Source organism: Pseudomonas sp. CFBP 13602, assembly GCF_014842725.1.
GTDB classification, from domain to species: domain Bacteria; phylum Pseudomonadota; class Gammaproteobacteria; order Pseudomonadales; family Pseudomonadaceae; genus Aquipseudomonas; species Aquipseudomonas baltica.
Window position 1 is genome coordinate 325,513 of the sequence record NZ_JACYVT010000005.1, and the last position, 23,147, is coordinate 348,659.

The 23,147-nt window shown below is 63.8% G+C and carries 20 protein-coding genes; 10 read left to right on the forward strand and 10 right to left on the reverse strand.

What is annotated here, in order from left to right; translation table 11 throughout:
• Positions 1–9: 9 nt before the first annotated feature.
• From IFU31_RS12765 to IFU31_RS12775, 3 genes are all read left to right on the forward strand, one after another.
• Positions 10–675, forward strand: a complete 666-nt coding sequence (locus tag IFU31_RS12765) for a fumarylacetoacetate hydrolase family protein (RefSeq protein ID WP_122479861.1) — start codon at positions 10–12, stop codon at positions 673–675.
• Between the two features lie 110 nt (positions 676–785).
• A complete protein-coding gene (locus tag IFU31_RS12770) occupies positions 786–1,697 on the forward strand; it encodes an SdiA-regulated domain-containing protein (protein WP_192103166.1) in 912 nt (303 codons plus the stop codon).
• Between the two features lie 128 nt (positions 1,698–1,825).
• Complete coding sequence (locus IFU31_RS12775; RefSeq protein ID WP_122479859.1) at positions 1,826–2,734, forward strand: SdiA-regulated domain-containing protein; 909 nt, start codon at positions 1,826–1,828, stop codon at positions 2,732–2,734.
• A gap of 6 nt (positions 2,735–2,740) precedes the next feature.
• Here IFU31_RS12775 and tcyN read toward each other — a convergent pair whose 3' ends face one another.
• The 3 genes from tcyN to tcyJ are packed head-to-tail and all read right to left on the reverse strand — an operon-like array spanning position 2,741 to position 4,951.
• On the reverse strand, positions 2,741–3,490 hold the full coding sequence (tcyN, locus tag IFU31_RS12780) for an L-cystine ABC transporter ATP-binding protein TcyN (protein ID WP_192103168.1): 750 nt from the start codon (positions 3,488–3,490) through the stop codon (positions 2,741–2,743).
• Positions 3,491–3,494: 4 nt separating this feature from the next.
• Entirely contained in the window at positions 3,495–4,160 is a 666-nt protein-coding gene (gene tcyL / locus IFU31_RS12785) for a cystine ABC transporter permease (protein WP_122480127.1), read from the reverse strand.
• Positions 4,160–4,951 carry a cystine ABC transporter substrate-binding protein gene (gene tcyJ / locus IFU31_RS12790; RefSeq protein WP_122479857.1) on the reverse strand — a complete coding sequence of 264 codons (792 nt, stop codon included), beginning with the start codon at positions 4,949–4,951 and terminating at the stop codon, positions 4,160–4,162. Before tcyJ ends, tcyL begins: the two co-directional genes overlap by 1 nt.
• Positions 4,952–5,225: 274 nt before the next feature.
• Here tcyJ and epsC point away from each other — a divergent pair, with 274 nt between their 5' ends.
• Together epsC and betT are read left to right on the forward strand one after the other, a co-directional pair.
• Positions 5,226–6,164, forward strand: a complete 939-nt coding sequence (epsC, locus tag IFU31_RS12795) for a serine O-acetyltransferase EpsC (protein WP_122479856.1) — start codon at positions 5,226–5,228, stop codon at positions 6,162–6,164.
• A 235-nt stretch (positions 6,165–6,399) separates the two neighbouring features.
• Positions 6,400–8,361: a choline transporter BetT gene (gene betT, locus IFU31_RS12800; protein ID WP_185794803.1), complete on the forward strand. Its 1,962-nt coding sequence runs from the start codon at positions 6,400–6,402 to the stop codon at positions 8,359–8,361.
• 103 nt (positions 8,362–8,464) lie between these two features.
• On the opposite strand, the gene IFU31_RS12805 is transcribed toward betT, so the two are convergent.
• From IFU31_RS12805 to IFU31_RS12815, 3 genes are all read right to left on the reverse strand, one after another.
• Positions 8,465–8,782 carry a DUF2388 domain-containing protein gene (locus IFU31_RS12805; RefSeq protein WP_192103170.1) on the reverse strand — a complete coding sequence of 106 codons (318 nt, stop codon included), beginning with the start codon at positions 8,780–8,782 and terminating at the stop codon, positions 8,465–8,467.
• A 122-nt stretch (positions 8,783–8,904) separates the two neighbouring features.
• The gene (locus IFU31_RS12810; protein ID WP_192103172.1) at positions 8,905–10,695 is read right to left on the reverse strand and encodes a GspE/PulE family protein; all 1,791 of its coding nucleotides are present in this window, start codon (positions 10,693–10,695) and stop codon (positions 8,905–8,907) included.
• A gap of 101 nt (positions 10,696–10,796) precedes the next feature.
• Complete coding sequence (locus IFU31_RS12815) at positions 10,797–11,123, reverse strand: hypothetical protein (protein WP_244657671.1); 327 nt, start codon at positions 11,121–11,123, stop codon at positions 10,797–10,799.
• A 127-nt stretch (positions 11,124–11,250) separates the two neighbouring features.
• On the opposite strand from IFU31_RS12815, the gene IFU31_RS12820 reads away from it, so the two are divergent.
• Positions 11,251–11,721: an Lrp/AsnC family transcriptional regulator gene (locus tag IFU31_RS12820; protein ID WP_122796211.1), complete on the forward strand. Its 471-nt coding sequence runs from the start codon at positions 11,251–11,253 to the stop codon at positions 11,719–11,721.
• Between the two features lie 87 nt (positions 11,722–11,808).
• Here IFU31_RS12820 and IFU31_RS12825 read toward each other — a convergent pair whose 3' ends face one another.
• A complete protein-coding gene (locus IFU31_RS12825; RefSeq protein ID WP_185794726.1) occupies positions 11,809–13,176 on the reverse strand; it encodes a CYTH domain-containing protein in 1,368 nt (455 codons plus the stop codon).
• A 139-nt stretch (positions 13,177–13,315) separates the two neighbouring features.
• Between IFU31_RS12825 and argE the strand changes: the two genes are divergently transcribed.
• Both argE and argA read left to right on the forward strand, forming a co-directional pair.
• Positions 13,316–14,470 (forward strand): acetylornithine deacetylase, encoded by a 1,155-nt coding sequence (gene argE / locus IFU31_RS12830; protein WP_185794727.1) that lies wholly within the window; start codon positions 13,316–13,318, stop codon positions 14,468–14,470.
• Between the two features lie 134 nt (positions 14,471–14,604).
• Entirely contained in the window at positions 14,605–15,903 is a 1,299-nt protein-coding gene (gene argA / locus IFU31_RS12835; RefSeq protein ID WP_122479849.1) for an amino-acid N-acetyltransferase, read from the forward strand.
• Positions 15,904–16,245: 342 nt separating this feature from the next.
• Here argA and gshA read toward each other — a convergent pair whose 3' ends face one another.
• The 3 genes from gshA to IFU31_RS12850 all read right to left on the reverse strand — a co-directional run bounded on the left by gshA (position 16,246) and on the right by IFU31_RS12850 (position 20,711).
• Positions 16,246–17,829: a glutamate--cysteine ligase gene (gene gshA / locus IFU31_RS12840; RefSeq protein WP_192103174.1), complete on the reverse strand. Its 1,584-nt coding sequence runs from the start codon at positions 17,827–17,829 to the stop codon at positions 16,246–16,248.
• Positions 17,830–18,006: 177 nt separating this feature from the next.
• A complete protein-coding gene (locus IFU31_RS12845; protein ID WP_122479847.1) occupies positions 18,007–18,390 on the reverse strand; it encodes a PaaI family thioesterase in 384 nt (127 codons plus the stop codon).
• Positions 18,390–20,711 (reverse strand): Tex family protein, encoded by a 2,322-nt coding sequence (locus IFU31_RS12850; RefSeq protein WP_192103176.1) that lies wholly within the window; start codon positions 20,709–20,711, stop codon positions 18,390–18,392. The genes IFU31_RS12845 and IFU31_RS12850 overlap by 1 nt, the downstream gene beginning before the upstream one ends.
• 217 nt (positions 20,712–20,928) lie before the next feature.
• On the opposite strand from IFU31_RS12850, the gene ompR reads away from it, so the two are divergent.
• Positions 20,929–21,669 (forward strand): osmolarity response regulator transcription factor OmpR, encoded by a 741-nt coding sequence (gene ompR, locus IFU31_RS12855; RefSeq protein WP_122479845.1) that lies wholly within the window; start codon positions 20,929–20,931, stop codon positions 21,667–21,669.
• A gap of 114 nt (positions 21,670–21,783) precedes the next feature.
• Positions 21,784–23,097, forward strand: coding sequence for an ATP-binding protein (locus IFU31_RS12860; RefSeq protein ID WP_122480125.1), 1,314 nt, complete (start codon positions 21,784–21,786; stop codon positions 23,095–23,097).
• Positions 23,098–23,147: the final 50 nt, after the last annotated feature.

Sequence of the window (23,147 nt, forward strand, 5' to 3'; positions counted from 1 at the left end):
GTTCGAGCAATGAGCTACCAGCACCAGTACATCGACGGTACCCGCATCCACTTTCCGCTGGGCAAGGTGGTGTGCATCGGCCGCAACTACGCCGAGCATGCCAAGGAGCTGGACAACCCGATTCCGACCGAGCCGCTGCTGTTCATCAAGCCAAGCAGCTGCGTGGTGCCGTTGCAGGAAACCTTCACCATTCCGACCGATCGCGGCGCGGTGCACTACGAGGCGGAAATCGCGGTGCTGCTGGGCAAGTCACTGAGCACCCGGCCCAGTGCCGAAGAAGTCATCGATGCCATCTCCGGCTTCGCCCCGGCGCTGGACCTGACCCTGCGCGACGTCCAGGCGCGCCTGCGCGAGAAGGGCCTGCCGTGGGAAATCGCCAAGTCGTTCGACGGCGCGGCAGTGATCGCACCGTTCGTATCGGCCGACAGCTTCCCCGACCTCACCGACATCCCGATACGCCTGACCATCGATGGCGACGTGCGCCAGGACGGCAACAGCAACCTGATGCTCAACGCCATCGTGCCGATGATCCAGTACATGGCCGGGTGCTTCTCGCTGCAGGCTGGCGACGTGATCCTCACCGGCACCCCGGCCGGGGTAGGCCCGCTCGAAATCGGCGCCGAAATCGTGCTGGAACTGCCCGGTGTCAGCCGCTTCACCAGCCGCGTCCAGTAGTCGCCCCACGCCTCACCTTTTTTTTACATTCGATCTGGATAATGCCCCCACCCAAGTGGGTGCATTGTTCGGATGTGCCCGTATGAATCCGTCTCCAGCAAGGGTACTTCATGGTCCGCGCCGCGCTGCATTCATCCCGCCCCCTGCATAAACGTTGGTACCTGTGGACCTTGCTGGTGCTGCTGATCGGCTACATCGTCGCGGTGGTCTTGCACTGGGACGACCGCGCCGAGCTGTGGGTGCAGGAGTGGACGCACAACAGCGCCGAGCGCAAGGCCAGTGTCTGGCTGCCTGACTATGAAGCCGTGATCGACGCCAAGGCCCTGCCCGGCATGGAAGGCGACGAAGCCTCGGACATCACCTATCACCCCGGCACCCGTACCTTGTTCGCGGTGATGGGCAAGAACCCCTATCTGGTCGAGCTGAGCCTGCAGGGCGACGTGCTGCGCAAGATACCGCTGACCGGCTGGAGCAATCCGGAGGCCATCACCACACTCGCCGATGGGCGCCTGGCGATCATCGACGAGCGCCAGCACCAACTGACCGTGGTCAAGGTCGAGGCCGACACCCGCGAGCTGAACATCGCCGACTTCGCGCCGTTCGACCTCGGCCCTTCGGCGGACCAGAACAAGGCTTTCGAAGCCCTGGCCTGGGATCCGCGCAACCAGCGCCTGTTGCTCGGCGAAGAAAGACCACCGGCGCTGTTCTCGCTGAAGCTGGGCAGCGATGGCCTGCCCGCCGGCGAGAAGCAACGCCTCGATGCGCCCGACCTGGACATGCGCAACCTTTCGGCGCTGGCAGTGGATCCGCGCACCGGTCACCGCCTGCTGCTCTCGGCCGACTCGCACCTGCTCATGGAATACGACGAAACCGGCAAGCAGTGGAGCTTCATGACCCTGCTGGGCGGCATGAACGGCCTCAAGGACACCATTCCCCGCGCCGAAGGCGTGACCATGGACGACGAAGGCACGATCTACCTGGTCAGCGAGCCGAATCTGTTCTACGTATTGCGCAAGCGTTGAGCCGGATAGCAGCGTCTTCTGGCGCTGCAATTGCTTCGACGTTTCCTACAAATCAATCCGTAGAAACTTAAGCCTGGCTTCATCATTTAATGGTTTGATGCGCACACTTCACTTCAGAGCCCGACGCGATGCGTTTCTTCGTTCGACCCATTCACCTGCTGCTGATCGCGGCACTGCTTGCACTGATCTGCGCCTTCGCCGCACTGCATCACTTTCGCTGGATCGAACGGGCCAGTTTCAACGTCGAGCGCTGGCTCGGAGGCCCGCTGCCAGGCGCAATCAACCTGGACAGCTATCAGGTGGATATCGAGGCGCAGGTGGTCGAAGGCCTGGACGACGACATTTCGGCACTGACCTTCGATCCATCGCGCAAGACCCTGTTCACCGTTACCAACCAGCGTTCCGAGCTGATCGAGCTGTCGCTGCAGGGCACCATCCTGCGACGTATCGCGCTGGTCGGGTTCGGCGACCCGGAGGCAGTCGAGTACATCAGCCCTGGCGTCTACGTGATCACCGACGAGCGCCAGCAGCGCCTGATCAAGGTCAACGTCACCGACGATACGCAGATCATCGACGCCCAGCAGGCCGAGCAGTTGAGCCTCAACTTCGGTGGCCGCAGCAACAAGGGTTTCGAGGGGTTGGCCTACGACTCGACCGGCAAGCGCCTGTTCGTGGCGCGCGAGCGCGATCCCATGCTGATCTACGAAGTGCAGGGCTTTCCGCGCGGGGTCAGCGACAAGCCGCTGGACGTGCAGGTGACCCAGGACCGCCGGCGCGATGCCGGCCTGTTCGTGCGCGACCTTTCCAGCCTGCAATACGACGAGCGCAGCGGCCACCTGCTCGCCCTGTCGGACGAATCGCTGCTGGTGCTGGAACTGGACGTGCAGGGCCGGCCCCTGAGCACCATGTCGCTGCGCAAGGGCCGCCAGGGCTTGAGCAAGAGCGTGCCGCAACCCGAAGGCATCGCCATGGACGACGATGGCAACCTGTACATGGTCAGCGAACCCAACCTGTTCTACGTGTTCCGCAAGCGCTGAACGGCGCTAGCCCTCCGGGTGCAGGAACTTGTCGAGAAACTGCCGGGTCCGTGCCTGCTGCGGGTTGGCGAACAACTCGCGGGCCGGTCCCTGTTCCACGATCACCCCCTGGTCGAAGAACACCACGCGATTGGCCACGTCGCGGGCGAACTGCATCTCGTGGGTGACGATGACCATGGTGCGCTTTTCCTGCGCCAGGCCCCGAATCGTTGCCAGCACTTCGCCGACCAGCTCCGGGTCCAGCGCTGAAGTCGGCTCGTCGAAGAGGATGACCTGCGGCTGCATGGCCAGTGCCCGGGCAATCGCCACGCGCTGCTGCTGACCGCCCGAGAGCCGCCTGGGGTAGGCCTCTTCCTTGCCGGCCAGGCCAACCTTGGCCAACAGCTCGCGGCCCAGTTCGGTCGCTTCGGCCATGGCCATCTTCTTTACCACCAGCGGCCCTTCGATGACGTTCGCCAACGCCGTGCGATGGGGAAACAGGTTGAAGTTCTGGAAGACGAAACCCACCTGCTGGCGCAACTCGCGAATCAGGCCCTGCTGCTGCGCCACGCGGGCTCCGTCGATTTCGATGTCGCCCACACGGATCTTGCCACTGGTAGGTGTTTCCAGCAGGTTCAGGCAGCGCAGGAAGGTCGTCTTGCCCGAGCCGCTGGGGCCGATGATCGCCACCACTTCACCGGCGGCGATCTCCAGGTCGATGCCCTTGAGCACGCTGTGGCCATTGAACTGTTTGGTCAGGCCCTTTACCGCGATCATTGCTTCATGCCTCTTGGTCGTGGCGGTTGACCCGCCGTTCCAGATGATTCTGCAGGTGCGCCAGAACGCTTGCCAACAGCCAGTAGATCAATGCTGCCGCCAGGTACATGGTGAAGATCTCGAACGTACGGGCGGTGATCAACTGCGCCTGGCGGAACAGCTCCGGTACCTGAATGGTCGCTGCCAGTGCCGTGTCCTTGACCAGTGAAATGAAACTGTTGCCCAGTGGCGGCAGGGCGGTGCGCATGGCCTGCGGCAGGATGGCCCGGCGCAAGGTCTGCGCGCGGGTCATGCCGATGCTGGCAGCTGCCTCCCACTGGCCGCGCTCGATGGACGCGATCGCCGCCCGCAGGATTTCACAGGCATAGGCGGCCATGTTCAGCGAAAAGCCGATGAGTGCAGCGGGCAACGGGTCCAGTTCGATACCGATCTGCGGCAGGCCGTAGTAGATGACGAACAGCTGGACCAGCAACGGCGTGCCGCGGAAGAACGACACGTAGACCCTGGCCGGCCAGCTCAGCAGGCGGCTTCGGGACAACCGCATCAACGCCAGGCCGAACCCCAGCAGCAGGCCGAAGAACATTCCGCCCAGGCTGAGGAAGACCGTGTAGTAGGCACCCTTGAGCAGAAAGGGTGCCGAATCGAGCATCAGCTGCAGGCTGCTCTCGATCATTGCGTGACGTCAGCGCTGAACCATTGCTTGGACAGCTTGGCCAGGGTGCCGTCGGCGCGCAGTTTGTCGAGAGCGTCGTCGAGTGCCTTGAGCAGTTCCGGCTCGCCCTTGCGCACGGCGATCCCGGCTTCCTGACGCGAGAACGCATCGCCTGCCAGGGCGAGGGTTTCGTTGGTCTTGTTGATCAGGTCGAATGCGGCCAGGCGGTCCACCAGAATCGCATCGATACGGCCGACGCGCAGGTCCTGGTACTTGGTCGGATCATCGTCGTAGGTTTTCACCACGGCGCTCGGCACGTTGTCCTTGAGCCACTGCTCGTAGTTGGTGCCCAGGCCCATGCCGACTTTCTTGCCGGCCAGGTCGGAGGCCTGCTTGATGCTGTCGGCATTCTTCTTCGCGACCACGGCCTGGATACCGGACACGGTGTAGGGCTTGGAGAAGTCGTACTTCTTCTTGCGCTCATCGGAGATGGTCACCTGATTGACCACGACGTCGAGCCGCTTGGACTCCAGCGCTGCGAGAATACCGGCCCATGGGGTGGGCTGCAGCTTGACCTTGACGCCCAGTTCCTTGGCCAGGGCCTCGGAGAGTTGCACTTCGAAGCCGGTCAGCTTGCCGTTTTCGTCCACGAAGCTGAACGGCGGGTAGGTACCCTCCAGGCCGATGTTGATGACACCGGCGTCCTTGATTTTCTGCAATTGTTCGCCAGCCATTGCCTGGCCCAGCAGCGAACTGCCCAGAACCAGGCCGGCGATCAGCAGGTGTTTGCGCAATGCGGGAAACTTCATGGCGGATCCTTGAAATGAGGGAGGGTTTCGCAGCGTTGGCGGCCACCTGTGCGGTTACCGGTCGTCGAGGCGAAGGCGCAATGGGAAAACAGGACTATAGGCACCGCCACGCTGGCCCACAAGCCCCCTCGGCGCCCACGGAACGTATGACCGCGGCTTATGTTCAGATGCTCCACGACACGTCCAAAGCGTTCTTTTTACCGCCTGGATTTTTCCCGTATGGTGGGCGCCAATCGGCGGCCATCGCTGTTTCCACACAAGGCAGGGTATAACCGTGAACGACATTCCTCAGGCACGCAGAGGCCATTGGCAGTTGCAGTCCATCGTCGGCCAGTTGCATGAGGCGCGCTCCGATTGGCGCCGGCAGAACGGACGCAGTTGCGGCATGCAGGGCGGCCGCGAGCTGCCGTCGCGCGAGGCCATGGCCAAAGTGCTCGAGCAGTTGTGCGGCGCGTTGTTCCCGATGCGCCTGGGGCCGGTGGACCTGCGCGAAGAAAGCGAAGACTTCTATGTAGGCCATACCCTGGACGCCGCGCTCAACGAACTCTTGACCCAGGCCCGCCTGGAACTGCGCTACGCCGCGCGCAATGGCGACTGCGACTTGCCTGCCGTCGACGCCAGGGCCCTGGAACTGATCCAGGATTTCGCTGCGGCGCTGCCCGGCCTGCGGCGCTTGCTCGACACCGACGTGCTGGCCGCCTATCACGGCGATCCCGCGGCGCGCAGTGTCGATGAGGTATTGCTGTGCTATCCCGGCGTGCTCGCGGTGATCCATCATCGCCTCGCTCACCATCTGTATCTCGCCGGCCTGCCGTTGCTGGCGCGCATCAGCTCGGAACTGGCGCATTCGGCGACCGGCATCGATATCCACCCCGGCGCGCGGATCGGCCCAAGCTTCTTCATCGACCACGGCACGGGCGTGGTGATCGGCGAAACCGCCGTCATCGGCGAGCGGGTGCGTATCTACCAGCAGGTCACCCTGGGCGCCAAGCGCTTCCCCGCGGACGAGTCCGGGCAGCTGCAGAAGGGGCATCCGCGCCACCCGATCGTCGAGGACGATGTGGTCATCTACGCCGGCGCGACCATCCTGGGTCGCATCACCATCGGCCACGGCTCGACCATCGGCGGCAACGTCTGGCTCACGCGCACCGTGCCGGCCGGCAGCAACCTTACCCAGGCCAACCTGGTGCACGACGACGGCAGTCAGAAATAGGGCTTGGCAAGACGCCGCGAACGGCCTGCCAGGCAGGACCGTTCGGCTCATCAATTGGCCATCTACCTATCAGTCGTGTTTTAATTGAACGCTCGTTCAATAAAACCATGGATCGCGATTCGCGTTCAACAGGAGGCCATCCCTTGCTGAAAACGCCCAGTTTCTTCCATTTACGAACGTGTGGAGTGCACCGCGCATGAGTGCATCTTCATCAGCGCCAAGCGGCAACGTGCGCATGAACCCTCCGGTGTTCTACTTCGCCGCCAGTTTCATCCTGATTTTCGGCATCGTCGTCATCTCCTTTCCGCAGGCAGCTGGCCAGTGGCTGATGGCGGCGCAAAGCTGGGCCGCCAACACGGTCGGTTGGTACTACATGCTGGCCATGACCCTGTACCTGGTGTTCGTCGTGGTCACGGCGCTGTCGGGTTACGGCAAGATCAAGCTGGGGGCCGATCATGACGAGCCCGAGTTCAGCTACCTGTCCTGGGCCGGCATGTTGTTTGCCGCCGGCATCAGCATCACGCTGTTCTTCTTCTGCGTTTCCGAGCCGCTGACCCATATGCTGCAACCGCCGCAGGGCGAGGCGGGCACCCAGGAAGCCGCGCGCCAGGCCATGCAGTTGTTGTTCCTGCACTGGGGCCTGCACGGGTGGGGCGTGTTCGCCTTCGTCGGCATGGCCCTGGCCTATTTCGCCTATCGCCACAACCTGCCGCTGGCGCTGCGTTCGGCGCTCTATCCATTGATCGGCAAACGCATCAACGGGCCGATCGGCTACGCCGTGGACGGCTTCGGCATCATCGCCACCATCTTCGGCCTGGGGGCCGATATGGGGTTCGGCGTGCTGCACCTCAATTCCGGCCTGGACTACCTGTTCGGGGTGGCCCACACCCAGTGGGTGCAGGTGATCCTGATCACCCTGATGATGGGTGCAGCGATTCTGGTGGCGGTCTCCGGCGTCGACAAGGGCGTGCGGGTGATGTCCGACATCAACATGCTGCTGGCCTGTGCGCTGTTGCTCTTCGTGCTGTTCGCCGGGCCAACCCAGCACTTGCTCAGCACGCTGGTGCAGAACGTTGGCGATTATCTGGGTGCTCTGCCCAGCAAGAGCTTCGACGTCTACGCCTACGACAAACCCAGCGACTGGCTGGGTAACTGGACGGTGTTCTACTGGGCCTGGTGGATTGCCTGGTCGCCTTTCGTGGGGCTGTTCATTGCGCGCATCTCGCGCGGACGCACCATTCGCGAGTTCGTCTTCGGCGTGCTGCTGATTCCACTGGGCTTCACCCTGGCCTGGATGTCGATCTTCGGCAACAGCGCCATCGACCAGGTGATCAACCACGGCATGGCTGCCATCGGCCAGTCGGCCATCGACGACCCGTCGATGACCCTCTACCTGCTGCTCGAAACCTACCCATGGGCGAGGACGGTGATTGCCGTTACGGTGTTCATCAGTTTCGTGTTCTTCGTCACCTCGGCCGACTCGGGCACCGTCGTGCTCTCCACCTTGTCGGCACGTGGCGGCAACCCCGACGAAGACGGGCCGAAATGGCTGCGGGTATTCTGGGGTGCGATGACCGCGCTGGTCACCAGTGGCCTGCTGTTCGCCGGCAGCATCGACTCGCTGAAATCGGCGGTGGTGCTGACCTCGCTGCCGTTCTCGATCATTCTGCTGGCGATGATGTGGGGACTGCACAAGGCGTTCCACATGGAAAGCCAGCGCAAGATCGCCCAGCTGTATTCGCTGGCCCCGGTTGCCAGCTCGCGCCCAGGGCGTGGCGGCTGGCGGCAGCGATTGAGTCAGGCCGTGAGCTTCCCCTCGCGTGACGAGGTGTACCGGTTCATGGACACCCATGTACGGCCAGCCGTGGCCGAAGTGACCGCATCGTTCGCCGAGAAAGGCCTGGATGCCGTTGCGCAAGAGGACACGCCTCACGACAACGTGATCTTCGAGATCGGTCATGGTGAAGAGCGGCCGTTCATCTATCAGGTGCAGATGCGCGGTTACTTCACGCCATCCTTCGCCCGTGGCGGCATGGGCAATCAGGAACTGAAGAACCGGCGCTACTACCGTGCCGAGGTGCATCTGGCCGAAGGTAGCCAGGACTACGACCTGGTCGGCTACAGCAAGGAGCAGATCATCAACGACATCCTCGACCAGTACGAACGGCACATGCAGTTCCTGCATCTGGTGCGCTGACAGGGGCAAGGGGCCCACGGCCCCTCGCTCGCGCCCGTGCAAATAACCTGCACACAAAAAAACCCTCGCACCTGGGTGCGAGGGTTTTTTCATGGCTGCGCTATCAGTTGTCGTCGACGGCGTTCCTGGCCAGGATGGCGTTGGCCAGGTCCATGTCGGAAGCCTGCAGGCCAGGGTTCTCGGCGCGTACCTTGTGGATCGCGGCTTCCAGGTACGGGCCACGGATACCGCCTTCGCTGGCCACGAAGCTGCCGGCATCGTCCTGGGCGGCGATGATCAACTTGTGATCCTTGAAGGTCAGGTAGGAGGAGCCGGTCGTGGCGCCGGAAGAGAGCACGTTGCGCCAGAAGGGGTCGGCCATGGCCGAGCTTACGGGCAGGGACAGCAACGCGAGGGTAGCAACGGCGGTTTTGAGGCGCATGATCGAGACTCCACAGTGTGATCCGGTACGAATGTAATCCGGGGCAGTTGTCGTTCGCACGTTGGATACGGCCAACCACGTCCAAGTTCCCCAAGGCCAACGGCTTGGCTATCGCCGTGGCGTTACATCGACTCGCTGCGCGGGGTGACGCGCAGCACCTCCTCGAGCGTGGTCAGGCCGGCGGCGATCTGCCGTGCGCCACTCAGGCGCAGGCTGCGCATGCCCTCCCGGCAGGCCTGGCGCCGCAGCTCGGCGAGGTCGGTGTGGGCGTCGATGCAGGCCTTCACGCCGTCGCTTATCAGCAGCACTTCATAGACCCCGGCACGTCCGCAGTAACCGGTGTCGCGGCAGCGCGGACAGCCGACGGCCCGCCGCGCACCCTCGGGCACGGCCATGCGCCAAGGCTCGATGAGCGCCTGCCAGCTCTTCGGGTCGATGCGCACCGGCGCCTTGCAGTCTTCGCACAGCGTACGTACCAAGCGCTGCGCCATGACGCCCAGCACCGTCGCTTTGATCAGGTAGTGCGCGACACCCAGTTCCAGCAGGCGAGTGATCGCGCCCACGGCATCGTTGGTGTGCAGCGTCGATACCACCAGATGGCCGGTGAGGGCCGCCTGGATCGCCATCTCGGCCGTCTCCAGGTCGCGGATCTCACCGATCATGATGATGTCCGGATCCTGCCGCATCAGTGCACGCAGGCCACTGGCAAAGTCCAGGTCGATGTTGTGCTGCACCTGCAGCTGGTTGAAGGCCGGTTCGACCATCTCGATCGGATCTTCGATGGTGCACAGGTTGATCTGCGGGGTCGCCAGCTGCTTGAGGGTGGTGTACAGCGTGGTGGTCTTGCCCGAACCCGTGGGTCCGGTCACCAGCACGATGCCGTGCGCCTGGGAGGTCATCTGCTGCCAGCGCCGCAGGTCTTCGGCCACCAGGCCCAGCTGGGCAAAATCCTTGAGCAATACCTGAGGGTCGAAGATGCGCATCACCAGCTTTTCGCCGAAGGCCGTGGGCAGGGTGGACAGGCGCAGCTCGATTTCCTGGCCCTGCGGCAGGCGCGTCTTGATCCGACCATCCTGAGGCTTGCGCTTCTCGGCGACGTTCATGCGCCCCAGGCTTTTCAGGCGGCTGACGATAGCCAGGGTGACCTGCTCGGGGAACCGGTACACGCAATGCAGCAAGCCATCGATGCGAAAGCGCAGCGCACCGAAGTCGCGCCGCGGCTCGATATGAATGTCACTGGCGCGCTGCTCGAACGCGTATTGGAACAGCCAGTCGACGATATTGATGACGTGCTGGTCGCTGGCAGCGGGCACCGTGGCCATGTCGCCCAGTTGCAGCAGCTGCTCCAGATTGCCCGCGGCGCCGGGCTGGCCTTGGACCCTGGCGCCGCTGACCGAGCGCGCCAGCTGAAAGAATTGTTCGGTGAAACGCTGGATGTCCGCGGGGTTGGCGACCACGCGCTTGATCGAGCGTTTGAGTGCGTGGGCCAGGTCGGCTTCCCACTGGCGCTGCCAGGGCTGCGCGCTGGCGATGGTGACGCTGTGTTCGTCCACGGCCACGGCGAGAATGTTGTGGCGCATGGCGAAGGCCTGGGGCATCAAGGCGACCACGGTGGCAACGTCGATGCACAGCGGGTCGATGCGCAGGTAGGGTTGCCCGGCGTGGTCCGCCAGCCACCGGCTCAGGACCTCGAGCGTCAGCAGGTGCCCAGGTTGGCGCGGGTCGGGCAATCGGCAGTCGGCGAGCCGTTGCAGGGGGTGGGCTGGGTGCGCGCATTCCTGTTTCAAGTCGTCGCACAGTGCCTGGGCGACGTCCGCTGCGATGAGGCCTTCGACGAGCAGGGCGTCGATCAGATCATCGAGGTTCAGGCTGCCGTCGTGGCAATGTCGGCGGGGAGTGGCGACGAGCGTCATGCGGAGGCCTCCTTGGCGGTGCGCGATCTGTCGTGCTACCCAGCCTAGCGCCCGTGCCGGAAGTCGCCGTCATGGCAACCGTTGCCGCATTTGTCGACCGCTCAAGCGTACGACTGTACCTGGGCCGGGTGCTGGGCATCGACCAGTTGCACATCGAACACGCTGATCAGGTTGCGCATCTTTTCCGCGATCACCTGTGCGCGGTGCCAGGTCAACTCGCCCACCTGCACCTGGATCTGCAGGCTGTCCGCTACCTGGGATGCAGCGAGCTGCCGGGGGATCAGGTACTGCATGGCAAACAGATTGAGCACCCGGCACAGCACGTCGGCCTCGATCTCGGCACTCAGGCTGAACTGCACGGTGGTGGTCAGGTTGCCTGCGGCCCAGACATCGGGGCGCGGCGAGGTCAGCAGTTCAAAGGCGGACATGGGCGATCTCCGTGGTCGATGGGAGAAAGTCTCCCACGCTGGAACGGGTATTTCTTGCCTGACTTGGCGAGTTATTGAGCTATCTTGAATTGTGCAATTCCATAAACCGCAAGGCAGAGGCATTTCTATGCAAAGTTCTTTGGATGCTTATGACCGGCGCATCCTGGCATTGCTGCAAGAGGACGCCACGCTCTCCAGCGCGCAGATCGCCGAGCAGGTGGGCTTGTCGCAGTCACCCTGCTGGCGGCGCATCCAGCGGCTCAAGGAAGAGGGGGTGATCAGGGCGCAGGTGACGCTGCTGGACCGCAAGAAGATCGGCCTCAACACGCAGATATTCGCCGAAGTGAAACTCAACGCCCACGGTCGCTCGAACTTCACCGAGTTCACCGAAGCGATACGCGGCTTTCCGGAAGTGCTGGAGTGCTATGTGTTGATGGGCAATGTCGATTTCCTGCTGCGCATCGTCACGCCGGACATCGAAGCGTACGAGCGTTTCTTCTTCGAGAAACTGTCGATGGTGCCGGGCATTCAAGAGGTGAATTCGACGGTGGCGCTGTCCGAAATCAAGTCCACCACCAGTTTGCCGGTGAATCGGTGAGGCGCGATGTCAGCCGCTCCTACAGGTTCACAACACCCGGTAGGAGCGGCTGGCAGCCGCGAAGAGGTCGGAAAAACCCCGCAAAGCTTACTTGCGCAGCAGCAGTTTCCAGGCGCGGTTCTGGCTCACGGCAATGGCCTGCTGCATCCGCGCGTCCAGCACTTCATCGCTGATATCCAGGCTGGCCAATGCATGCAGCTTGTTCAGTTCGCCGAACAGGCGGTCGACTTCCGGCACGTCCAGCACACCGCGGGCCAGGTGCAGCCAGCTCTGGATGCGTTCGATGCGTGGCAACTGCTCGGCCAGGTCCTCGGGCTGCTGCTGGTAGCGCGGCAGTTGCAGCGCTGCGCCTTCTTCGGCCAGCAGGTGGCCCAGCCAGCTTTGCAGCTGGGCGGCGCCCTGGCGGTTGCCGCGGTTGTTGCGCTCGACCGTCCACAGGCGGCCCAGCAGCCAGCGCGAAGTGTTCAGCGAGAACTGGCCCCAGCGCACGTCCAGCAGCTCTTCGGCGAACTGCTCGGGCGCGGCCTTGCGCACGTCCTCGTCCTCCTGCCCGGCCTGCACCAGCGGGCGCCAGTCTTCGAGCAGCGCATCGAGGGAGGTGCGCAGCTCGTTGCTGCTGGTGCGTGGAGCGGCCTGGCCGAGACTGCCAACCAGTCCGCGCAGTTCGACGAGTTGTTGTACCCAGTCCTGCAGCAGGCGCCAGTGGCCGTTGAAACGGTACTGCTCGGCCAGGCGCTGGCTGTTCGCCAACAGGTGCCAGGCCAAGGCGGTGAAGGCGTCGTCGAGCGAGGTTTCAGCGTTCAGTTCCGGCGCCGGCAGGCTCAGGGCGTAGCTGTCCGGATCGCTGAGGCGATAGCCGCGCTCGGCCTTGCTGATGTCACAGGGCATCAGCGCCAGTTTCTCGGCCAGTTCGGCGGCCAGCTCGAGCAATGCCGATGGCTCACCTTCACGCAGCTCCAGCTCCAGTTCGCAGATCTCTTCGGACTGCTTGCCGACGATGACCTTGCCCAGGTCCAGGGCGGCTTCGATCACCACCCGGGCCTTGCCGCGGCCCCAGGCGATCTCTGCCCGCTCGCGCACGAAATCGGTGGTGAACACCGGCTTGATGGTCTTCTTGTCGAGTTCGGCCAGTTGCTCGGGCCAGCATTCGCCGTCGAGTTTCTTCAGGTCGAGCTTGGCCTTGGGCAGGGTCCAGTCGTACTCGTTGCGCTGCGACAGCCCGGCCACGCTGCTGCCACGGGTCTTGAGGGTCTGGATGACTTCTTCGCCATCGCGACGCAGGCGCAGGGCAACCTTGGCCGCCGCCAGTTCGCGCGCAGGCGTGTCGAAGTACTGGTTGAACAGCTCTCGGCGCTCCCAGCCACTTTTGTTGCGCTTCTTCAGCAAAGGGTGCTCACGCAAGGCAGCGAGCGTTTCGCGGCTGACGCGCAGTTTGATTTCGGTTTCTTTGTGCATGAGGGGGCAATCCAAGCGCTGGCGGACAACAACGCGCTGATGACTAGATAAGGCCGTGCAGTGTACAGCAGTCGCGCCACGGCGGTTTATTCTTGGCGCCCGATGGCTCTATGATGGGGCTCGCCCCGGGAGGTTCGCCATGCCATTGCCGTCCATGCAGGAACAGTTCGCCGCCCTCATTGCGGCGCCTTCTGTGAGTTGCACCCAGCCCAGCCTGGACCAGTCCAACCGCCAGGTGATCGATCTGCTGGCCGGCTGGCTGTCCGACCTGGGTTTTGCCTGCGATATCCAGCAGGTCGAGCCCGGCAAGTTCAACCTGATCGCCACGTTCGGCAGCGGCCCCGGCGGCCTGGTGCTGGCCGGGCACAGCGACACGGTGCCCTACGACGAGGCGCTGTGGAGCACCGATCCGCTCAAGCTCACCGAAGTCGACGGACGCTGGGTCGGGCTGGGCAGTTGCGACATGAAGGGCTTCTTCGCGCTGGCGATCGAGGCGGTGCGCGGCCTGATCGACCAGCCGTTCAAACAGCCGCTGATCATCCTCGCCACCTGTGACGAGGAAAGTTCGATGTCCGGCGCCAAGGCGCTGGCCGCGGCCGGTCGCCCGTTGGGCCGTGCCGCGGTCATCGGCGAGCCGACCGGGCTCAGGCCGATACGCCTGCACAAGGGGGTGATGATGGAACGCATCGACATCCTCGGTCGCAGTGGCCATTCCTCGGACCCAAGCCTGGGCCACAGCGCCCTGGAAGCGATGCACGGGGCGATCGGCGAGTTGCTGAGCCTGCGCCAACAATGGCAGCGCGAGTACAACAATGCCCAGTTCAGTGTGCCCCAGCCGACCTTGAACCTGGGTTGTATCCACGGCGGCGACAACCCCAACCGTATCTGCGGGCAATGCTCGCTGGAGTTCGATCTGCGGCCGTTGCCGGGCATGGACCCGCAGGTCCTGCGTGCCGCGATTCTCGGCAAGCTGGCACCGTTGGCCGAGCTGCACCAGGTGAAGATCGACTATGCCCCGTTGTTCGCCGAGGTACCGCCCTTCGAGCAGCGTGCCGACGCCGAGCTGGTCCGGGTCGCCGAGCGCCTGACCGGGCACACTGCAGCCGCCGTGGGCTTCGGCACCGAGGCGCCCTACCTGCAGAGCATGGGGTGTGAAACCCTGGTGCTGGGTCCGGGCAACATCGCCTGTGCCCACCAGCCCGGCGAATACCTCGAAATGTCACGTTTGCAGCCTACCGTGCGTCTATTGCGTGAACTGATCGGGCATTACTGCCTCGAATCGGTGATCACCTGAATCTGGCCGCGCCCGAGGCCGCCATCCATGCAAGGAGTGCACGCGTGTTGCCTAGCCTGTCACGACGATAACCCTCATACCGCTGTGCGCCGAGTGATGCTTTTCGTCCCACTTTTCTACAGGCTTTTGCTGTCATGCCCGACTACGTGAATTGGCTTCGCCACGCTTCTCCCTACATCAATGCCCACCGTGACTGCACCTTCGTGGTGATGCTTCCCGGCGAAGGCGTTGCCCACCCCAACTTCGGCAATATCGTCCACGACCTCGTGCTGCTGCACAGCATGGGCGTGCGTCTGGTGCTGGTCCACGGGTCGCGCCCGCAGATCGAGAGCCGCCTGGCCGCGCGCGGTCTGAGCCCGCATTACCATCGCAACCTGCGGGTCACCGATGCGGCCACGCTCGAATGCGTGATCGATGCGGTGGGTCACCTGCGGATCGCCATCGAGGCACGCCTGTCCATGGACATGGCGTCCTCACCGATGCAGGGCTCGCGGTTGCGCGTGGCGGGCGGCAACCTGGTCACGGCGCGGCCGATCGGCGTGGTCGAGGGTGTCGATTACCACCATACCGGCGAAGTGCGGCGGGTCGATCGCAAGGGCATCAATCGCCTGCTCGACGAACGCTCGATCGTGCTGCTGTCACCACTGGGCTATTCGCCCACCGGCGAGATCTTCAACATTGCCTGCGAAGACGTGGCCACGCGGGCAGCCATCGACCTGGAAGCCGACAAGTTGCTGCTGTTCGGCGCCGAGCCGGGCTTGCTCGACGAAACCGGTCATCTGGTGCGCGAGCTGCGTCCGCAGCAGGTACCGGCGCACTTGCTGCGTCTGGGCAACGACTACCAGGGCGAGTTGCTCGATGCCGCCGCTCAGGCGTGCAAGGGTGGCGTCAGCCGCGCGCATATCGTCAGCTACGCCGAAGACGGTGCACTGCTGACCGAGCTGTTCACTCGCAATGGCGGCGGCACCCTGGTGGCGCAAGAGCAGTTCGAACAGGTGCGCGAAGCCAACATCGAAGACGTCGGTGGGTTGCTGGACTTGATCAGTCCGCTGGAAGAGCAGGGCATTCTGGTGCGCCGCTCCCGGGAAGTATTGGAGCGTGAGATCACCCAGTTCAGCGTGGTCGAGCGTGAAGGCATGATCATCGCCTGCGCGGCGTTGTACCCGATCGCCGATTCGCAGACCGGCGAGCTGGCCTGCCTGGCGGTGAATCCGGAATACCGCCACGGCGGGCGTGGCGACGAGCTGCTCGAGCGCATCGAGGAACGGGCGCGCGCGCTCGGGCTCAACACCCTGTTCGTGCTGACCACCCGTACGGCGCACTGGTTTCGCGAGCGTGGCTTCGTGCCCAGCGGTGTCGAACGCCTGCCCTCGGCGCGCGCCTCGCTGTACAACTACCAGCGCAATTCGAAGATCTTCGAAAAAGCGCTGTAGCGGGGCATCCGCTGGATCGGCAGTGCCCCTTTCGCGGCCGATGACCGCTCCTACGTCAGGTTGAGGCCATCCGTAGGAGCGGTCCGTGGCCGCGAAGGGCGCGCCGCGGTTTGTCTGATGCTACGCGACGCCCTTTTCGCGGCCGATGACCGCTCCTACGTGAGGTCGAGGCCATCCGTAGGAGCGGTCTGTGGCCGCGAAGGGCGCGCTGCGGTTTGTCTGATGCTACGCGGTGCCCCTTTCGCGGCCGATGACCGCTCCTACGTGAGGTTGAGGCCATCCGTAGGAGCGGTGCGTGGCCGCGAAGCAGGCGCCGCGGTCTTTCGAGGATCGACCGCTTGGTCAGTTGCTGATGGCGAGGATGCTTGCCTGATAGGAGCCGACGAACAGATCGAAATCGCCAACTTCTTCGGCTTCCAGCGTCGCCTGGGCTACCAGCGAATCGCGGGCTTGCTGTTCGAAGCGCGCCTGGTCCTGGGGGCTCAATGGCTGCTCGCGGAAGTAGTCGGCGTGAGCCTGGCTCTGGCTGAAGGAGAACTCGGCAAAACTCTGCTTCTGCTCGGCCATCTTCGCCAGTACCTGCGCCGACGGCGTCAGCGACGCATCGCCAACCTTGGCACGCTGCGCCGCCATCGCCTGCACATGCTCATCGGTACCAGTGCTGCGATCGAGCAGGGCGGCGACGGCGTCGATACGCTCCAGCAGATCATTGGCCCAGTCCTTGAGCTCGACCGCTTCCCCATTGCGCTGCAGCTGCAGGCCAGGGCGGCGACCCTCCTTGACCACATTGAGGAAATTGTCGGTGCACGCCGAGCACTCGGCACTGTCGATCTGCGGGCTGCTTTCCAGCGCGCAGAACAGCAGGAACGCATCGAGAAAACGCGACTCGGGCAGGTCAACGCCGGTGGGCAGGAACGGGTTGATGTCCAGGCAACGCACTTCGATGTACTGCACGCCGCGCGCCATCAAGGCCTGGATCGGCCGTTCGCCGCTGTAGGTCACTCGTTTCGGACGAATGTTGGAGTAGTACTCGTTTTCGATCTGCAGAATGTTGGTGTTCAACTGCACCCATTCGCCATCCTTGTGCGTACCGACCTGGACGTAAGGTGCGTAGGGCGTGGCAACCGCCTTGCGCAGGCTGTCGGTGTAGCTGGCCAGATCGTTGTAGCACGGCGTCAAGCCCGCCTGGGCATTGCTCTGGTAGCCCAGGTCGCTCATGCGCAGGCTGGTGGCATAGGGCAGGTACAGGGTCTGCGCATCCAGTTGCTCGAGTTGATGGGCACGTCCGCGCAGGAAGCCTGCATCCAGCGCCGGCGAGGCGCCGAACAGGTACATCAGCAACCAGCTGTAGCGGCGGAAATTGCGGATCAGTGCGATGTAGGCCGCCGACTGATAATCGCGAGCGGTGCCGACATAACCCTCGGCCTGCTTGAGCACCGGCCACAGCTGCTCGGGCAGGGAAAAATTATAGTGAATGCCGGCGATGCACTGCATGGTGCGGCCATAGCGCAGGGACAGCCCCTGGCGATAGACATACTTGAGGCGCCCGATGTTCGAGGTGCCGTAGTAGGCCAGCGGGATGTCTTCCTCGGCTGGCAGCGGGCAGGGCATGGAGGGGCTCCACAGGTACTCGCTGCCCAGCTTGCTGTACACGAAGCGGTGGATCTGCTCGAGGCTGTGCAGGGTCTGTGCAGGATCCTGGAGCGCGGGCGTGATGAATTCCAGCAGCGATTCGGAATAGTCCGTAGTGACCTGTTCATTGGTCAGCGCCGCGCCCAACGCCTCGGGGTGTGGCGTCTGTGCCAGGCGACCCTCGTGGTTGACGCGCAGGCACTCGCGCTCTATGCCATGCAGGCACTGCGCGAGCAGGGAAAGGGTGGCAGGCTCGCCGAGCAAAGTCAGGCGGCGGTTGAGAAATTCGCTCAAGTTGGATTCCTTCACGCGTCAGTCGCCCCGATATGGGGGTGGAGCGGACGGTCTGCAAGGGTGAAGACAAAAAGGAACCGGCGTTGTCGCCTGGTTTCGATCGGGCAGGGTACAGGCCGTGCGGCGTTCGGCACCGCCTGCGCCGTGCCGAAATTACCGCATAACGGCCCCTTCGGGCTAGAGAACCACGAAGGTACCTTGTGCTTTTGCCATCAGTTTTTCGCCCTGGAGCACTTCGGCCTCGACCACCATCGTGCGCCGACCGGCGTGCAATACCTGGGCCTTGCAGATCACCTCACCTTCTGACACCGCGCGAAGGTAATTGATCTTGCATTCGAGCGTGACACTTCGATTATCGAAACCGTGCGCGGTGGAACATGCCAGGCCCATGGCAATGTCGACCAGGCTGAAGATGGCGCCACCGTGCATCACCTGCCCACGATTGCGCAGGTGCGCGGCCAGTGGCAGTGCCACCTCGGCCACGCCGGCGTCCAGGCGCCGCACCTCGCAGCCAAGGTTGCGAAAGTAGGCGCTCTGGGTCAACTCGTCGTCGACCTGCATCAGCGCTTCTTCAGCTGTTTGGCATTGGCGAACAACGACGCCATGGCACCACTGGCCGGTGCGGCGGCAGGTTCCTTGACGCGCGCCGGAGCGGCCTGCTGGCGCCCGGCGGCACCAGGGCGGCTGCCACGTGCGCCGTCGATCTTCTCGCCGGGCGTGTCGCCCATACGCATCGACAACCCTACGCGTTTGCGCGGAATGTCCACTTCCATCACCTTGACCTTGACCACGTCGCCAGCCTTCACCGCTTCACGCGGGTCCTTGATGAATTTTTCCGACAGTGCCGAGATGTGCACCAGGCCGTCCTGGTGGACGCCGATATCGACGAACGCGCCGAAGTTGGTCACGTTGGTGACCACGCCTTCGAGCACCATGCCCAGTTGCAGGTCCTTGAGGTCTTCGACACCGTCCTGGAATTCGGCGGTCTTGAACCCGGGACGAGGGTCGCGGCCCGGTTTGTCCAACTCCTGCAGGATGTCGGTGACGGTGGGCAGGCCAAAGGTTTCGTCAGTGAATTTTTTCGGATCGAGGCGCTTGAGGAAGCCGCTGTCACCGATCAGCGAGCGAATGTCGCGATCGGTGCCCGCGGCAATGCGCTGCACCAGCAGGTATGCTTCGGGGTGCACGGCCGAGGCGTCCAGCGGGTTGTCGCCGTTCATGACGCGCAGAAAGCCCGCCGCCTGTTCGAAGGTTTTTTCGCCCAGGCGCGAGACTTTCTTCAGCGCCGCACGGGTTCTGAATGCACCATGCTCGTCGCGGTGGGCGACGATGTTCTGCGCCAGTGTGGCGTTGAGCCCGGAGATGCGCGCCAGCAGCGCCACGGAAGCGGTGTTGACGTCCACGCCCACGGCGTTCACGCAGTCCTCGACCACGGCATCCAGGCCCCGCGCCAGCTTGAGCTGCGAGACATCGTGCTGGTACTGGCCCACGCCGATGGATTTCGGATCGATCTTGACCAGTTCGGCCAGCGGATCCTGCAGGCGGCGGGCGATGGAGACCGCACCGCGGATAGACACGTCGAGATCGGGAAACTCGCGAGCAGCCAGCTCCGAGGCCGAATACACCGACGCACCGGCTTCGGACACCATGACCTTGGTCATTTTCAGGCCTGGGTATTTCTTGATCAGCTCGGCCGCCAGCTTGTCGGTCTCGCGACTGGCAGTGCCATTGCCGATGGCAATCAGGTCCACGGCATGCTTGGCACACAGCGCGGCCAGCGTGGCGAGGGTCTGGTCCCACTTGTTGTGCGGAACGTGCGGATACACCGTGGCGTGATCGAGCAGCTTGCCGGTGGCATCCACCACCGCCACCTTGCAGCCGGTGCGCAGGCCCGGGTCCAGGCCCAGGGTGGCGCGTGGGCCGGCCGGGGCGGCCAGCAGCAGGTCATGCAGGTTGTGTGCGAAGACGTTGATGGCCTCGCTTTCGGCGTTCTCGCGCAGCTCGCTCAGCAGGTCGGTTTCCAGGTGCGTGTAGAGCTTGACCTTCCAGGTCCAGCGCACCACTTCGCCGAGCCACTTGTCGGCGGCCCGCTGCTGGTTTTTCACGCCGAAACGCTCGGCGATCATCATCTCGCACGGGTGCAGGGTACCCGGCAGTTCCTCGCCGACCTTCAGCGAAGAACCGAGGATGCCCTCGTTGCGTCCGCGGAAGATCGCCAGGGCGCGGTGCGAAGGCATGCTCTTGAGCGGTTCGTCATGCTCGAAGTAGTCGCGGAACTTGGCGCCTTCCTCTTCCTTGCCGGCCAGCACCCGGGCGCTGAGCACGGCTTCCTGCTTGAGGAAACCGCGCAGCTTGGCCAGCAGCGTGGCGTCTTCGGCGAAACGTTCCATCAGGATGTACTTGGCGCCTTCAAGCGCGGCCTTGGTATCGAGGACGCCCTTGTCGCTGTCGACGAACCGTGCCGCCTCCGCTTCCGGGGTCAGCGCAGGGTCGCCGAACAGGCGGTCGGCCAGCTCGCCGAGGCCGGCTTCCAGGGCGATCTGGCCCTTGGTGCGGCGTTTCTGCTTGTACGGCAGGTAAAGGTCTTCCAGGCGGGTCTTGGTGTCGGCCTGGTTGATCTCGCGGGCCAGCTCGGGGGTCAGCTTGCCCTGCTCCTCGATGCTGGCGAGGATGCTTGCCCGGCGCTCGTCGAGTTCGCGCAGATAGCGCAGGCGCTCTTCGAGGTGACGCAGCTGGGTGTCGTCCAGGCTGCCGGTCACTTCCTTGCGGTAACGAGCGATGAAAGGCACGGTCGAACCTTCATCCAGCAGTGCGACGGCCGCTTCGACCTGTTGAGGGCGGACGCCGAGTTCCTCGGCGATGCGGCTGTTTATGCTGATCATGATAACCACCTGAAAAATGTTGGGTACAAGGTGCAATCCCCGCCGAGCCCGGCTGACGAGCCGTGCAGTATACCCAGCGACATCGTCGCGGCGCGAACCCGACGCCCGGGCGATCGAGGATTGTGACTGGCGGGCCAGGAAAAATCTGCTAACAATGCACACGGCACGAGCGTTGGCAGCTACGCCATAATGCGCGCCGAGATCAGAGGAGCAACCCATGAGCAGTACCGCACAAGCAGCCGAAGGTGAAAAGATCCTCATCGTTGACGACGATCCGGGACTGAGCAGCCTGCTGGAGCGATTCTTCACCAGCAAAGGCTACCGTGCGCGCGCCGTGCCCAATGTCGAGCAAATGGATCGCCTGCTCGCCCGTGAAGTGTTCCATCTGGTTGTCCTGGACTTGATGCTGCCCGGTGAAGACGGCCTGTCTGCCTGCCGCCGCCTGCGTGCCAGCAACAACCAGGTCCCGATCATCATGTTGACCGCCAAGGGTGACGAACTCAGCCGGATCAAGGGTCTGGAACTGGGCGCGGACGACTACCTGGCCAAGCCCTTCAACCCGGATGAACTGATGGCGCGTGTCAAGGCCGTGCTGCGTCGCCAGTCGGCGCCGGTTCCCGGCGCTCCGGGCAGCGAGGACGAATCGGTTTCCTTCGGCGACTACGAGCTTTCCCTGGCCACCCGCGAACTCAAGCGCGGCGACGAAGTGCACATGCTGACCACCGGTGAGTTCGCCGTGCTCAAGGCCCTGGTGATGAACGCGCGCCAGCCACTGACCCGCGACAAGCTGATGAACCTGGCTCGCGGACGTGAATGGGATGCCCTGGAGCGTTCCATCGACGTGCAGATCTCGCGGCTGCGCCGCATGATCGAGCCCGATCCCTCCAAGCCTCGCTACATTCAAACGGTCTGGGGTGTGGGTTACGTGTTCGTACCCGATGGCAACGCTGCCCGATAGACTGCCGGGGTTTTTGTAGGAGCGATATCCTGAATCACTCGTTGATTCGGGATGTTCGTCATCCACAATGTCTGCGAGCCTGCTCGCTCCTGCAACGTATGTGATCGCCACGCAATGAAAACCCCTGTCTGGTTTCCCCAAAGTTTTTTCGCCCGAACCCTCTGGCTGGTGTTGGTCGTCGTCCTGTTCTCGAAGGCCTTGACCCTGGTCTACCTGTTGATGAACGAGGACGTGCTGGTCGACCGCCAGTACAGTCACGGCGTGGCGCTGACGCTGCGTGCCTACTGGGCGGCGGACGAGAACAACCGTGACCAGATCGCCGATGCGGCGGGCCTGATCCGGGTGGTCGGCGGCGGCGTGCCGGAAGGCGAGCAGCACTGGCCGTACAGTGAAATCTACCAACGCCAGATGCAGGCCGAACTGGGCGAAGACACCGAAGTGCGCCTGCGCGTCCACGCCCCGCCCGCGCTGTGGGTGCGTGCGCCGAGCCTGGGCGCGGGCTGGTTGAAAGTGCCTCTGTACCCGCACCCGTTGCGTGGGCAGAAGATCTGGAGCGTGCTGGGCTGGTTCCTTGCGATCGGCTTGCTGTCGACCGCTTCGGCCTGGATCTTCGTGCGTCAGCTCAACCAGCCGCTCAAGCGTCTGGTGTTCGCCGCCAGGCAATTGGGGCAGGGCCGCAGCGTGCGCCTGCCGGTCAGCGACACGCCCAGCGAAATGACCGAGGTGTACCGAGCGTTCAACCAGATGGCCGAGGACGTCGAACAGGCCGGCCGCGAGCGCGAGCTGATGCTGGCCGGGGTGTCCCACGATCTGCGCACGCCATTGACCCGCTTGCGGCTGTCACTGGAACTGATGACCTCGGACAACGAGTTCACCCCCGACATGGTCCGCGACATCGAGGACATGGACGCGATCCTCGATCAGTTCCTGGCCTTCATTCGCGACGGCCGTGACGAAAGCGTCGAGGTCGTCGATCTGGGCCATCTGGTGCAGGAAGTGGTCGCGCCCTATAACCAGGCAGAAGAACAGGTACTGCTTCGCCTGGAACCGATCCCGCCGTTCCCGCTGCGCCGGGTGTCGATGAAGCGCCTGCTGAACAACCTGATCGGCAACGCCCTCTACCATGCCGGCAGCGGCGTGGAAGTGGCCGTCCATGTTTCGGGCGACGACAATGCGCCCTATGTGGTGCTCAGTGTGGTGGACCGGGGGGCAGGCATCGATCCGGGTGAACTGGCCGGCATCTTCGACCCGTTCATTCGCGGGGACCGTGCCCGCAGTGGCAAGGGCACCGGGTTGGGCCTGGCGATCGTCAAGCGCATCGCTGCCATGCATGGCGGCAACGTAGAGCTGCGCAATCGTTCGACGGGTGGGCTGGAGGCGCGTGTCAGGCTGCCGCTGGGCCTGATGCTGCCCAGGGACGCCGTGTAGGGCTGCCGCCACGAGGACGCCGTTCGCCAACGCTGGCCGAACGGCATGTT

Excerpts from the sequence above, each read along its gene's own strand:
- IFU31_RS12850 (WP_192103176.1), bottom strand. The coding sequence starts at position 20,711 with ATGATCAGCATAAACAGCCGCATCGCCGAGGAACTCGGCGTCCGCCCT.
- ompR (WP_122479845.1), top strand. The coding sequence starts at position 20,929 with ATGAGCAGTACCGCACAAGCAGCCGAAGGTGAAAAGATCCTCATCGTT.
- argE (WP_185794727.1), top strand. The coding sequence starts at position 13,316 with ATGCCATTGCCGTCCATGCAGGAACAGTTCGCCGCCCTCATTGCGGCG.
- IFU31_RS12765 (WP_122479861.1), top strand. The coding sequence starts at position 10 with ATGAGCTACCAGCACCAGTACATCGACGGTACCCGCATCCACTTTCCG.
- IFU31_RS12770 (WP_192103166.1), top strand. The coding sequence starts at position 786 with ATGGTCCGCGCCGCGCTGCATTCATCCCGCCCCCTGCATAAACGTTGG.
- tcyN (WP_192103168.1), bottom strand. The coding sequence starts at position 3,490 with ATGATCGCGGTAAAGGGCCTGACCAAACAGTTCAATGGCCACAGCGTG.
- argA (WP_122479849.1), top strand. The coding sequence starts at position 14,605 with ATGCCCGACTACGTGAATTGGCTTCGCCACGCTTCTCCCTACATCAAT.
- IFU31_RS12860 (WP_122480125.1), top strand. The coding sequence starts at position 21,784 with ATGAAAACCCCTGTCTGGTTTCCCCAAAGTTTTTTCGCCCGAACCCTC.
- IFU31_RS12845 (WP_122479847.1), bottom strand. The coding sequence starts at position 18,390 with ATGCAGGTCGACGACGAGTTGACCCAGAGCGCCTACTTTCGCAACCTT.
- IFU31_RS12825 (WP_185794726.1), bottom strand. The coding sequence starts at position 13,176 with ATGCACAAAGAAACCGAAATCAAACTGCGCGTCAGCCGCGAAACGCTC.
- IFU31_RS12820 (WP_122796211.1), top strand. The coding sequence starts at position 11,251 with ATGCAAAGTTCTTTGGATGCTTATGACCGGCGCATCCTGGCATTGCTG.
- IFU31_RS12805 (WP_192103170.1), bottom strand. The coding sequence starts at position 8,782 with ATGCGCCTCAAAACCGCCGTTGCTACCCTCGCGTTGCTGTCCCTGCCC.
- IFU31_RS12815 (WP_244657671.1), bottom strand. The coding sequence starts at position 11,123 with ATGTCCGCCTTTGAACTGCTGACCTCGCCGCGCCCCGATGTCTGGGCC.
- betT (WP_185794803.1), top strand. The coding sequence starts at position 6,400 with ATGAACCCTCCGGTGTTCTACTTCGCCGCCAGTTTCATCCTGATTTTC.
- IFU31_RS12810 (WP_192103172.1), bottom strand. The coding sequence starts at position 10,695 with ATGACGCTCGTCGCCACTCCCCGCCGACATTGCCACGACGGCAGCCTG.
- tcyJ (WP_122479857.1), bottom strand. The coding sequence starts at position 4,951 with ATGAAGTTTCCCGCATTGCGCAAACACCTGCTGATCGCCGGCCTGGTT.
- IFU31_RS12775 (WP_122479859.1), top strand. The coding sequence starts at position 1,826 with ATGCGTTTCTTCGTTCGACCCATTCACCTGCTGCTGATCGCGGCACTG.